This window comes from Bradyrhizobium sp., from assembly GCF_049798375.1.
Lineage (GTDB): Bacteria > Pseudomonadota > Alphaproteobacteria > Rhizobiales > Xanthobacteraceae > Bradyrhizobium.
In genome coordinates, this window is record NZ_JBARGP010000203.1 from 1 (window position 1) to 12456 (window position 12456).

General features: G+C 66.2%; 12 protein-coding genes. All 12 read right to left on the minus strand.

Going from position 1 to position 12456, the window contains the following annotated elements:
* A partial coding sequence (locus WA702_RS08705; RefSeq protein ID WP_425110127.1) for a 2Fe-2S iron-sulfur cluster-binding protein occupies positions 1-169 on the minus strand: 169 nt, incomplete at its 3' end.
* Between the two features lie 5 nt (positions 170-174).
* Entirely contained in the window at positions 175-993 is an 819-nt protein-coding gene (locus tag WA702_RS08710; RefSeq protein WP_425110117.1) for an FAD binding domain-containing protein, read from the minus strand.
* 235 nt (positions 994-1228) lie between these two features.
* Positions 1229-1672: an SRPBCC family protein gene (locus WA702_RS08715; RefSeq protein ID WP_425110118.1), complete on the minus strand. Its 444-nt coding sequence runs from the start codon at positions 1670-1672 to the stop codon at positions 1229-1231.
* A gap of 1 nt (position 1673) precedes the next feature.
* On the minus strand, positions 1674-2111 hold the full coding sequence (locus WA702_RS08720; RefSeq protein ID WP_425110119.1) for an SRPBCC family protein: 438 nt from the start codon (positions 2109-2111) through the stop codon (positions 1674-1676).
* 4 nt (positions 2112-2115) lie between these two features.
* Positions 2116-5016, minus strand: a complete 2901-nt coding sequence (locus tag WA702_RS08725) for a flotillin domain-containing protein (protein WP_425110120.1) — start codon at positions 5014-5016, stop codon at positions 2116-2118.
* A gap of 20 nt (positions 5017-5036) precedes the next feature.
* On the minus strand, positions 5037-5870 hold the full coding sequence (locus WA702_RS08730) for a phosphoenolpyruvate hydrolase family protein (protein WP_425110121.1): 834 nt from the start codon (positions 5868-5870) through the stop codon (positions 5037-5039).
* Positions 5871-5873: 3 nt separating this feature from the next.
* Complete coding sequence (locus tag WA702_RS08735; RefSeq protein WP_425110122.1) at positions 5874-8090, minus strand: ABC transporter permease; 2217 nt, start codon at positions 8088-8090, stop codon at positions 5874-5876.
* Positions 8083-8865: an ABC transporter ATP-binding protein gene (locus WA702_RS08740; protein WP_425110123.1), complete on the minus strand. Its 783-nt coding sequence runs from the start codon at positions 8863-8865 to the stop codon at positions 8083-8085. Before WA702_RS08740 ends, WA702_RS08735 begins: the two co-directional genes overlap by 8 nt.
* Positions 8858-9934, minus strand: coding sequence for a branched-chain amino acid ABC transporter permease (locus tag WA702_RS08745; protein ID WP_425110124.1), 1077 nt, complete (start codon positions 9932-9934; stop codon positions 8858-8860). Before WA702_RS08745 ends, WA702_RS08740 begins: the two co-directional genes overlap by 8 nt.
* A 2-nt stretch (positions 9935-9936) precedes the next feature.
* Positions 9937-10947 carry a branched-chain amino acid ABC transporter permease gene (locus tag WA702_RS08750; RefSeq protein ID WP_425110128.1) on the minus strand — a complete coding sequence of 337 codons (1011 nt, stop codon included), beginning with the start codon at positions 10945-10947 and terminating at the stop codon, positions 9937-9939.
* 159 nt (positions 10948-11106) lie between these two features.
* Positions 11107-11934, minus strand: a complete 828-nt coding sequence (locus WA702_RS08755; RefSeq protein ID WP_425110125.1) for a helix-turn-helix transcriptional regulator — start codon at positions 11932-11934, stop codon at positions 11107-11109.
* A gap of 120 nt (positions 11935-12054) precedes the next feature.
* Positions 12055-12456: ABC transporter substrate-binding protein (locus WA702_RS08760; protein WP_425110126.1), on the minus strand; the 402-nt coding region annotated here is incomplete at its 5' end.

Consider the following 12456-nt stretch of genomic DNA (forward strand, 5'->3'; position numbering starts at 1 on the left):
CGCCGTCGATCAGCACCGAGCAGGCGCCGCAGCCACCCTGGCCGCAGCCGAATTTCGGCGTCATGTCACCGATCAGTTCGCGCAGCGCCACCAGCAAATTGACACCGCCATCGACGAAGATCGCAACGTCACGGCCGTTGTGTTGAAATTGCAGTGCGGTCTTGGCCATGTCTCTTACTCCTGTCCGGACAGCAGCCGCCGCAGATGCACGCCAGCGATCTCGCGGCGATACCAGGCGCTGGCGAGCGCATTATCGGCCGGCGCAACACCTTCGGTCACAGCCACCGCGGCCGCGTTGATCGATCCGCCATCGAGCGAACGCCCTTCGAGCGCACGCTCTGCCGCCTTGGCGCGGATCGCGACCGGTCCCATCGAGCCCAGCGCAATGCGGGCGCCGCTGATGCGGCCGCCGCCGGCCGGCAGGTGCGCCGCCAGCGTGATGACCGAGCCGCCCTTCGGCTTGATGCGCGCCACTTTCCGATAGCGGAACGCGTCGGCGCTCGCCGGACGCTGACAGGACACGGACAGCACCAGCGCGCCATTGTGCCGCTCGCGCGTCTGCAGGAATTCCTCGATTGCGACGTCGCGCACCCCGAGCCCGCCGTGCACCGACACGACGGCATCGAGCGCCAGCAGGGCCACGGTGAAGTCGCCGTAAGGCACCGGCGCGAACAAATTGCCGCCGATGGTGCCCATGTTGCGCACGGCCGGGCCGCCGATCGAGCGCGCCGGCGCATGCAGGAAGGTCAGATCGCGCTCGGCCAGGATGCGGGCGAAGGTGACGCCGGCGCCGATCGTGATGCGCCCGCTCGATGCATCGATCCGCTCTAATGCGCTATCCGCCACGCGGACGATGGTGGCGACCGCGATGTCGCCCTCGTTGAGCGCCCGCATCACCAGCGTGCCGCCGCCGAGATAGCGCGCGCCGCGGTCCGACGACAACGCCGCCGCGGCCTCGCTGGTGCTCGTGAAGGTCTTCACCGTCACCGGCATGGTCCGGCCTCCAGGGGATACGCAGCTCTTGCGAGGTTTGTTGGCGCGCTATCGCAAAAGACGCAGTGCACCCCCTCTCCCCGTTCTTTACGGAGAGAGGGTTGGGGTGAGGGGCAGACGCGCGAGCGGTGTGAATTGTAAGACCTGTACCCCCTCACCCGGATTGCATCTGGCGATGCAATCCGACCTCTCCCCGCAAGCGGGGCGAGGTTAGACAAGCAAGTCGCAGAATGGCTCATGCAGCCTCCTTCAAATGGCGGCGGATGGCGTCGAAGCCACCTTGGTAGATGTCTTCCGCCACCATTTTCGTGATCGCGTCAGCGTCTGCGGGGCGCGTCGTGAAGCGCGACTCCCAATGCCAGAAGGTGCGGTCACCATCGGTGACGGGCAGCAGGCGAACATGCGCCACGTAGTTGAACATCGGGACCGGCGTGTCGAGCAAGCAGTAGCTGAAGCTCTGCTCGAGGTCGGACAGCGCCAGCAACTGCTCGCGCAGCTCGGCCCCGTCCTTCAGCTTGAAGCGTCTGACACAGCCGATCTTGTCGGAGGCCTGCGCCCGCTCGATCGCCGAGGTCGCGACCGCCGGATGCCAGCGGTCATGGCCGTTGAAATCGCGCAGCACGTCCCAGACCCGATCGGTCGGCGCGTCGAGGATCGTGCTCTTCACGATGTGCGGCATGTCATCCTCCGAACGCCCGCTTCAAGGCATCGAAGCCGCCCTGAAACACGCCGCCGCCGATATTGCCGACAAGCTCCGTCTCCCGATCCGGCGCGCAGTCGAACTCCGCCGTCCATTCCAGGAAGGTCTGATCGCCGTCCGTGACCGGCGTCAGCCGCAGCGTCGCCACATAGTTCTCGACACCCATCGGCGATTCCAAGATCGAATAGGTGCAGAACATGTCGTAGTCGGACAGGCCGAGCAGCTTCTCGCGGATGCGATCGCCATTGCGCAGACGGAAATCGCGCACACAACCGATCTTGTCAGAGGGCTCGCCACCCTCGATACGGCTCTCCGCGATCGCCGGGTGCCAATTCGGCAACCCATTGAAGTCACGTACGCGAGCCCAGACGCGGTCGTTGCGGGCGTTGACAACGGTGGAAACGTAGACCCGGGCCATCGCGTCAGCCCTTCTTCTTCGGCGCGCGATCGGCCGCAGGCTCCGCGCCGGCGCCTCCCCCGCTTGGCGGCTTGCCATCGCCCTGCTTGCGCGCGGCGGATTCCTTGATGCCCTGCATGTCGCGGGCTTCGCGGATCAAGCCAGGCATCTTCGCAAGGCTGCCGCCCTCAACGCCGATGTCGGCCAGCAGGGAATCGATCAGCGGCGCCTGCACCCGGTAGCGCAGCGCCGAGTCGATCACCTCGTCGGTGGCGCTGCGCCCGCCATTGCCGTTGCCATTTCCGCCATGACCGTTGAGTCCGTCGACCTGGAGGATACGAATGCCCTCGATCTTCTCCATCGGCTTCACGCTCTCGCGCACGATACCCTCGATCCGATCGAGCAGCTTGCGGCGGAACAGCGAGAAGCGCGCCTGATCGGTCAGCACGTTCTCGGCCTCGTTCAGCATGCGCTGGGCCTCGGCCTCGACCGCGGCTCGCACCCGCTCGGCCTCGGCGGCGATCCGCGTCTCCTCGGCCTGCTTCTCGGCAATCAGGATCTCGACGGTCTTGCGCCGCTTGGCGATCTCGCTCTCCCGCACCGTGACGACGCGCTCGGCCGCCTCGATCGCGTGCATCCGCGCACCTTCTGCCGCTGCTCGCGCGGCCGATTCCTCCAGCGACTTCTGATGCAGCGCGATCGCCTTCTCCATCAATGCAGTCTCGACGTCCTTCTCCCGGACGACTTCGAGCTTGCGCAGGTCGCGCTCGCGCCCGATACGGGCCTCGTCCAGCCCGCGATCCGAGGCGATGCGCGCGCGCTCGACCTCTTCGCGCGCGGCGATCTCGGCCTCCTGCAGCGCCTGCACGCGCCCGACCTCGAGCTGCTCGATCGCACGACGCCGCTCCAGCCGCGCTGCTTCGAGCGCCTGCTCGCGCGTCACATCCGCGGTCTCGACCTCCTTGCGCGCCTTGATCTCGGCCTCCTTGACCTGGCGGTCGGCATCGATGCGTTCGGAGCGCCTGGCGGCGAGCTCGATCACCCGCGCTTCGTCGGCGAGTTCGATCGCCTTCTTCTGGTCGATGTTGAGCACTTCGCGCGTTTTCGAAGAGGCGATGCGCTCGGCCTCCAGCGCCAGCTCGACATCGATGCGCTGCCGCTCGACCGCCTCGCGCCGCTTCAATTCCGCGGTTTCGATTGCCACCGTGCGCGCGATTTCGAGCCCGCGCGTCTCCTGCTCGGCGCGGATGCGTTCGGCCGCGACCGCCTTCTCCTGCGCGATGCGCGCGGCCTCGATGGCTTCGCGCGAGGCGATATCGGCTTCCTCGATTGCACGGGTCCGGGCGATTTCCAGCGCCCGCACCCGCTCCTCCTGGCCGATACGGCTGGCCTCGGTCGCCTCGCGCGCGGTAATGCCAGCAACGTCGAGCGCCTGGTTGCGTTCGATCTCGAGCGTGCGCGTCGCCTGCTCGGAGCCGATGCGCTCGGCTGCCAGCGTCCGCTCGCGCGCGATCCGCGCCGCTTCGACCGCCTGCTGCGCCGCGATCTCGGCTTCCTGGATCGACCGCACCTGCGCGATCTCCAGCGCCCGGGTGCGTTCGTCGGAGGCGATGCGCTCGACATTGACGGTCATGGTCTGCGCGATCCGCGCCTTCTCCGTCGCCTCGCGCGCGGCGATCTCGGCTTCCTCCACGGTGCGGGTCCGCTCAATCTCACGCCGCCGCGTCTCTTCCTCGTTGGCGATGCGGGCATCGGTAACGATACGATCCTGCTGAATCCGCGCCTTCTCGACCGCCTCGCGCGCCGCGATCTCGGCTTCTTCGACGGTCCGAGTGCGTTCGATCTCGCGCTGCCGGACCTCGCGTTCGCTGGCGATGCGCGTCATGTCGATCGCGCGCTGATTGGCAATCCGCGCCTTCTCGATCTCCTCTCGCGCCAGCAGCTCCTTCTCCTCGACCGCGCGCATGCGTTCGATTTCCCGGTGACGGGTGTCGCGCTCGGAGGCGATACGCGCATCGGCAATGGCGAGCTCGTTGGCGATGCGCGATTTCTCGATCGCCTCGCGCGCCAGGATCTGCGCCTGTTCGGCCTCCGTCTCGCGTAGCGCCCGCTCGCGTGCCACTTCGGTGCGCTGCAATGCCCGGCGCATCTCGATGTCGCGCTCTTGCTCCAGCCGCGCGGTCTCGCTCTCGCGCTCGATATCGAGCGCCTGCCGCTCGGCTTCGAGGTTGCGGGTGCGGATCCGGATCATCGAATCCTGCTCGATGTCGTTGCGCAATTTGCGCTTGGCTTCGATCTCTTCCATCAGGCTGGTCAGGCCCTGCGCATCGAACCGGTTCGACGGGTTGAAATATTCCAGATCGGTCTGGTCGAGATCGGTGATCGCGACCGACTCCAGCTCGAGGCCGTTCTGCGCCAGCGCCTCGGCCGCAGCTGCCTTGACGCGCGCGACATAGTCGCCGCGCTGCTCGTGCATCTGCTCCATCGTCATCTCGGCCGCGACGGAGCGGATCACGGAAACGAACTTGCCCGACAGCAGCGCAGAGAGCTGCTCCGGCTCCATCGTGCGGCGCCCGAGCGTCGCGGCTGCGATCGCGACCGCCTCCCGAGTCGACTGCACCCGGACATAAAAATCGGCCTCGATGTCGACACGCATGCGATCGCGCGTGATCACCGCATCCTGCTTTGCACGCGTGATCCCCATCGGCAGCACGTTCATGTTGACCGGCGTGGTGTCGTGGACGAACGGCAGCACGAAGGCGCCGCCATTGATCACCACCCGTTCGCCAAGGAAGCCGGTACGCACGAAGGAGACCTCCTTCGAGGAGCGATGATACAGCCAGTTCACGATGTAGACGGCGATCACGATCACGATGATCGCGACGATCAGCCAGAGGATCAATTCGCCGATCAGATTCCCGGACATTTCTTTCCTCCCATGACCTTTTATCGGGCTCCGATCGCCTTGAACCGGCGAACCTGCTCCGTCAGCGCCCGCTCCACCGGCAGGCGCTCCATCGACGATGCGCCGTAGAACCCGTGGCATTTGCGCGTGTGCTTCATGATGAAATCGGCATCCGCCGGCTCCGCGATCGGGCCGCCATGCGCGAGCACCAGGATGTCGGGATTAACGCTGAGCGCAGCCGCGGCCCAGGCGTCGATCCGCGCCGGACAGTCCTCGAGCTTGAGCGCGGTCTGCGCACCGATTGCGCCACCCATCGTCAAGCCGAGATGGCAGACGATGATGTCGGCACCGGCAATCGCCATCGCAGCGGCTTCTGCTTCGCTGAACACGTAAGGCGTGGTCAGCAGGTCCTTGTCACGCGCCTTGGCGATCATGTCGATCTCCAGCGCATAGGACATGCCGGTTTCTTCAAGGTTGGCGCGGAAGATGCCGTCGATCAGCCCGACAGTCGGAAAGTTCTGCACGCCCGCGAAGCCCAAGGCTTTGAGCTGATCGAGAAACACATCCATGTCGCGGAATGGATCGGTGCCGTTGACGCCGGCCAGCACCGGCGTCTTCGTCACCACCGGCAGCACCTCGCCCGCCATCTCCAGAACGATCGCGTTGGCGTCGCCATAGGGCATCAGCCCGGCGAGCGAACCGCGGCCGGCCATGCGGTAGCGCCCGGAATTGTAGATCACGATGAGGTCGACGCCGCCGGCCTCCTCGCACTTGGCCGACAGGCCGGTGCCGGCGCCGCCGCCGACGATCGGCTCGCCCTTCGCCACCATGGCGTGGAATTTCTTCAGCAGTGACGCTCGTTCAAACCGTGCCATCGGTCACCTCGCTGCTCTTCGGCGCATGCTGCTACGCCCGACCAGACTGCGCAGCGCGCTCACCACGGCCGCCGTGAATTCCGGCTCGTTGATATTGCGCTTGATGCGGACGAGTTGACGGCTGCCGGTCACACGCACGGTCTGCTCAAGCGCGCGAAACAACGCCGCATCGGCGTCCGGATCCCAGAACGGTTGGCCCGGTGCATCCAGCGCCGACACGCCGCCCTCCGGCAGGAAGAAGCGCACCGGCCCATCCATCTGGTTGAGCCGCTCGCCGATCCAGCGCCCCATCCGCGCGTTTTCCTCCACGGTGGTGCGCATCAAGGTCACCTGCGGATTGTGAACGTGGAATTTGCGCTGACGGTAGCGTTCGGGGATCGTCTCCGGCCTGCCGAAATTGACCATGTCGAGTGCACCCACAGAGCCGACGTAAGGCAGGCGGCTACGGATCACAGCGCCGAAGCGATCCTCGGTCGCCGGGAAGACGCCGCCCATCAGCAGGTCGCAGACCTCCGTGGTGGTAAGATCGACGACGCCGGCCAACAAGCCGGAGTCGACCAGCTTCTCCATAGACTGCCCGCCGACGCCGGTGGCATGGAACACCAGGCACTCGAAATCACGACGAAGATCGGCTGCGATCTTCTGCACCGCCGGCGTCGTGACGCCGAACATGGTGATGCCGATCGCCGGCAGATCTCCCTTGCGATCGCGCGGCTGCTTTGCGCGTTGATCGAGCTGCGCCTTGACCATGCCAGCCAGCGCATTCGCGCCATTGGCGAGCACGGTGCGCGAGATCGAGTTCAGCCCCTGCACGTCGGTGACCGAATACATCATGGTGATATCGGTCGGGCCGACATAGGGGCCGACATCGCCCGAGGCGATCGAGGAGACAATCAGCTTTGGCACGCCGACGGGCAGCGTGCGCATCGCGGGCGCGACCAGCGAGGCGCCGCCGGAGCCGCCCGCCGAGATGATGCCCGCGATGTTGCTTTGTCGGCACAGCCAATTGGCGAAGGCGTCCGCCATCGCAGTGACGGAGGCGCCGCGATCGGCGCCGAACACGGCCGCGCCGCCGCGCCCATGATTGAGCGCGATCTCCTGCGCCGAGACATCGCAGGTCGAAGCCTTGCCGCTGGTGGAGAGATCGACTAGGCGCGCCCGCAGGCCGGCGGCCACGATGATGTCGCGGATGAAACGCAGTTCGTCGCCCTTGGTATCGAGCGTGCCGGCGACCAGCACCACCGGCGGACCTGCCGGCTGCGACGGCCGGCTTGGCTCGGTACGGCGGGGAGCCGCGGCTTCGAGATGCGCAACACCCGACGACAGCGTGCGCGCGGCAGCCTCGATCCGCGCGATCGGCACCGGTTGCGACCAGCGCGTCGGCAAGGTCGGATTGGAGACATAGACGCGGACCGGCCCGCCGCTGCGCGGCCGCTGCGCGGCGGCCGCCTCGGACTGCGGCTTCACCACGTCGACGTCGGCCTCGGCATGCACGCCAACTCCGACGCCGAGCAGCTGCTGCTGCAGGTCGCGATCAGCAGCAAGCCGCGCCGATTCGATGATGCGGTTGATGCGGCCATTGACCATGATCGCGACGTTCTTCGAAATCGCAGTGGCGACGCCGATATTCTGCTCGATCACCAGCACCGCGATCTCGTCCTCATCGCCGAGCCGCACCAGCATGTCCTCGACCTGCGAGACGATGACGGGAGCGAGGCCTTCGGTCGGCTCGTCCATGATCAGCAGATGCGGGTTGGTGAGCAGCGCGCGCCCGATCGCAAGCATCTGCTGCTCGCCGCCGGATAACTGGCCGCCGCCATTATGCTTGCGCTCGGCAAGGCGGGGGAAGGTGTCGTAGATGCGTTCGATGGTCCAAGGCCCCGGCCGGATGCCGGCGGTCAGCCGCAGATGCTCGTCGACGGTGAGCGAGCGCCAGAGACGCCGGCCCTGCGGGACATAGCCGACGCCAAGGCGGGCGATGCTGGCGGGATTGAGCCGGGTGATGTCCTGTCCCCGCACGCGCACCGATCCCGCGCTCGGCGACAGCAAGCCCATGATGGTCTTGCACAGCGTGGTCTTGCCCATGCCGTTGCGGCCGACCACCGAGAACACGCCGGATTGCAAGGTGAACTCGACGCCCTGTAACGCATGGGAATGGCCATAGTAGACATCGAGGCCGCGAACCTCGAGCGCAGCGCGTGTGGAGCTGCGGTCATTCATGGCCGGCTCCGAGATAAAGCTCCTGCACTTCCGGATCGGCCTCGATCTCCTGCGGCAGGCCCTCCTTGAAGATGCGGCCGTTGTGCATCATCGTGACGCTCTCGACCACGCGCAGCGCGACATCCATGTCGTGCTCGATGATGATGTAGCCGATGTGCCGCGGCAGCGAGGTCAGGATCTCGATCAGCTCGCGCCGCTCGGTCGGCGACAGACCGGCAGCCGGCTCATCGAACAGGATGAAGCGCGGCGCGCCAGCGAGCGCGAGTGCGATCTCGAGCTGGCGCTGCTGGCCATGCGCCAGCTCGGCCACGCGCCGATCCTTCGCCGGCGTCAGGTGTACGGCCTGGACCAGGGTCTCGGCCGCATGCATCAGCGCATCGTTGGCGCCCGGCCGCAGCAGCGAGAAGCGCCCGCGCGAGACGCCGCGGCAGGCCAGATAGACGTTGTCCTGCACCGTGAGCCCGGGAAACAGCGCCGAGATCTGGTAGGTGCGGCGCAGCCCACGCCTGATGCGCTCGTAGGGTGGGAAATGCGTGATGTCCTCGCCGAAGAATCGAATGGTGCCGGAGGTCGGCAGGAAATCGCCGGTGACGCAGTTGAACAGCGTGGTCTTGCCGGCGCCGTTGGAGCCGAGCACCGCGCGCCGCTCGCCCGGCCGCACCGTGATGGTAATGTCGGTCAGCGCCGCCAGCGCGCCGAACATGCGGGTGACGCCGCGCAGCTCGAGCGCCGCGTCCGAACCGATCGCCTGCAAGCGTTGCGCGACGCTATCCATGATGCGCGCTCCGCTGCGTCGGCGCACTGCCGCGGCGCCAGCGCTCCCACAGGCCGATGAGGCCATCAGACGACCAGAACACGATGACCAGGAAGCCGACCCCGATCAGCAGGCGGAAGCGATTGCCGTCGAGCCCGAGTTGGACCAGCACATCGAGTGCGAAGGTCCGCAGCAACACGAAGATCAGCGCCCCGATATAGGCGCCGATCGGCCGGGTGATGCCGCCGACCACCGCGATAATCAAAATGTCGATGCAGCGCTCGACCGCGACCGAGCCGGGCGAGATCTGGCCGTAGTTCCAAACCTGCAGCACGCCGGCCAGGGCCGCGATCAGCGAAGCGATCGCATAGGCGGCAACGCGGTGGGCGTTGACGTGAAACCCGAGCGCCGCCATCCGCCTGGGATTGTCGCGCAGGCCCTGCAGCGCGAGACCGAACGGCGAGCGAGCGATGTAAAGCACTGCGAAGTAGCAGGCCGCGGCGACGCCGAGCGTCACATAATAGAACGGAATGTCGGCGCGCCAGTTGACGCTCCAGAATTTGGGCGTCGCGATGGTGTTCAGCCCGGTGTGGCCGTTGAAGATCGCCCAATTCTGGTTGGTGAAATAATAGAAGGCTGCCCCGATCGCGAGCGTGATCATGATGGTGTAGATGCCCTCGGTGCGCACCGCGAGCGCGCCGCCGAGTGTGCCGAATGCGGTCGCCAGCGCCAGCGCCATCGGAACCGCCAGCCACCACGGCCAGCCGAGGCTGATATTGGCGCTGCCGGAGACGCCGAATACGCCCACCATGTAGCCGGCGAAGCCCGCGATGGTGAGCTGCATCAGGCTGACCATACCGCCATAGCCGGCCAGGAACATCAGGCTGAGCGCGATGGTGCCGAGGATCAAGGTGGTGCCGAAGATTTCGATCAGGAAGAAGCCATTGGCGAGCAGCGGCATGATCAGCAGGATGACCGCGACCAGCCATGGCAGCGGATGTTCGTTGACCGACCAGGGCGCTGCCGCCGGACGCAGTGCCGCTGTGGCCGGCGGCTTGGCATGCAGATGGGTGCGTTCGGCGAGCGACATCGTCAGCGCCTCGCCATCAGGCCCTGCGGCCGCAGCGCCAGCACCAACACCATGATCAGGAAGGTGACGACGATGGCGTAGGTCGGGATGTAGACCGAGCCGAGCTGCTCGGCGAGGCCGATGATCAGCGCGCCCAGCGCCGCACCGGGGATCGAGCCCATGCCGCCAACGATAACCACCACCAGCGAGGCGAGCAGGAAGCGGATGTCCTCACCCGGCGACAACGACTGGAAGGTTCCGCCGACCACGCCGGCGATGCCGGCAAGCCCCGCGCCGAGCGCGAACACCCCGACGAACACCAGCTGGATACGGACGCCCGTCGCGGCGAGAATATCGCGATCGTCGACGCCGGCCCGCACCATCAGCCCGACACGGGTGCGGTTCAGCGCCAGCCACATCAGGATGCCGATCACGACGGAGGCGGCGAAGATCACGAGCCGCACCAGTGGATATTGTAAATAGACCGCTTCGCCCGAGGATTTCACCGCGGTGACGAACGGCAGCTGGATCGGGCCGACCAGCCAGGCGGGGGTCTCGATCTGGTAGAAATCGCCGCCGCAGGCCCACAGCATCAGATCGGCGAACACGATCGAGAGCCCGATCGTCACCATGGTCTGGCGCAGCTCCTCGCTCTCCATGCGGCGGAACACGAGGAGCTGCAAGAGCACGCCGACCAGCGCCACCGCCAGGAAGGCAGCGATGAAGCTCAGCAGCCAGGAGCCGGTGGCGGTGCTGACGGCGTAGCCGATATAGCCGCCGAACAAATAGAGCGAACCGTGGGCGAGATTGACGTTGCGCATCAGGCCGAAGATCAAGGTGAAGCCGCTCGCCACCAGGAAGTACAGCCCACCGAGCGTGACGCCGTTGAGCACGGCATTGAGGAACACCCGCTTGCGGCCGATCGCCTCTTCCAAGCCCGGCGGCCACACCGCGAGCACGAGCCATAGCAGCACGCCGATCGCGATCAGGACGATCAGCGCCCATGCCGGATGACGCTCGATGAAGCGCGTCACGGTCATGATCGGTGCCGGGCGCTCGCGGCGGCGCGCTGCATGGACTCTTCCTCCCGAGCCGCGGCCTTTTTGTCAGTCTGGTGCCGCGTTGCGCCGATCCTACCGGCCTCTTGCCTCCTCCATTTGACCGTCAGTCTCTTTTCGCGTGCCGCGGCTGCGTCATGCGCGCAGCACCTTTGCTGCACGGCGATAGTCCGTCGGGGCCATGCCGACGTTGGCGGCGAAGAATCGGGTGAAGCCGCTCTGCGAGGAGAAGCCGAGGTCGAAGCCGATGTCGACGATCGGCGACTCTGTCGTAACCAGCGCGTCCAGCGCCTGCTCCATGATCAAGGTGTTGAGATAGAGATGCGGCGTGACGCCGGTCTGGGTCCGGAACAGCCGATAGAAATGCGGCCGCGACAGCCCGGCCTCGCGCGCGATGCTGTCGAGCTCGATCTCCGCACCCGGGCTTTCCGACATCAGCCGGATCGACTTGCGGACGCGGAAGTCAGTCACCGCCGCGCAGCTACGCGGCTCGGCCTCGGGCTCGCTGCATTGCCAGCTTTCGTCATGGCAGATGTCGATCAGCTGCCGCAGTTCGCAATCGAGGCTGGAGAGCGACGGCGCGCCGCAGACCAGCGCCGCAGTGCGCCTGATTTGTTTCTCCAGAGCCGCGGTACGACTGAAATGCGTGCGGCCGAAGCGAAACGGTTTCCCGCCCGCGACGTCGGGCGCGAACCATTCGGCGTTGACGTAGAGCACGAAGAACACCGCGCCGTCGCCGATATCGGCGGGCAGGAAATTATGCGGCTCCCACGGATTGACCGCGACGATCGCGTGCTCGTCGAGCCGAAAGCGCCGGTCGCAGACGTCGATCGACGCCGGCGTGCCGCCGACATGGAAAATCAAATGCCCTTCGCGGTGCGCATGCACGTTGAAGGGCCTGTTCAGCTGATACACCGTGGCACGACCGAACCGGCCGTGGAAAACGGCAAGCGCCCTGCTCATGTCCTCCCTCCCCGGGATGGACTTCTGTGTTGACCGCAGCGTTCCTCAACGGCAGCGGGAATTCAAGAGCCGTGCGCCGGTCATATCAGGCGCACGGCCATCGCAGGTGCAGCAATTAGGTCAGTACTTCTTGCATTCCGGCACGGTCCGGCTCGGCAGGCCGATCTTGGCGAACACCGCCGGATCGTAGCCGAGCGTCTGGTTCACGTTCGGGATCACCTTGACGACCTTGGAGAACAGCGCGCCCTTGCCGTCATCGACCACCTCGGTGACGAAGTTGGTGCCGATCGCCTGCCGGTTGGCATCGAGCTTGATCTTGCCGTTCGGCGCATCGATCTCGATCTTCGCCAGCGCGTCCTTCAGCTTGGATTGATTGTCGCTGAGGTCGCCGTTGACCTGGCGCAGCGCCAGGATCAGCGCCATCGTCGAGTCGTAGTAGTTCGTCGCCAGCAGCGACGGGCTCGGGAAGCGCTTGTTCGGCGGGAACGCATCCTGATAGGCCTTGACGAATTTCTGCCAGTT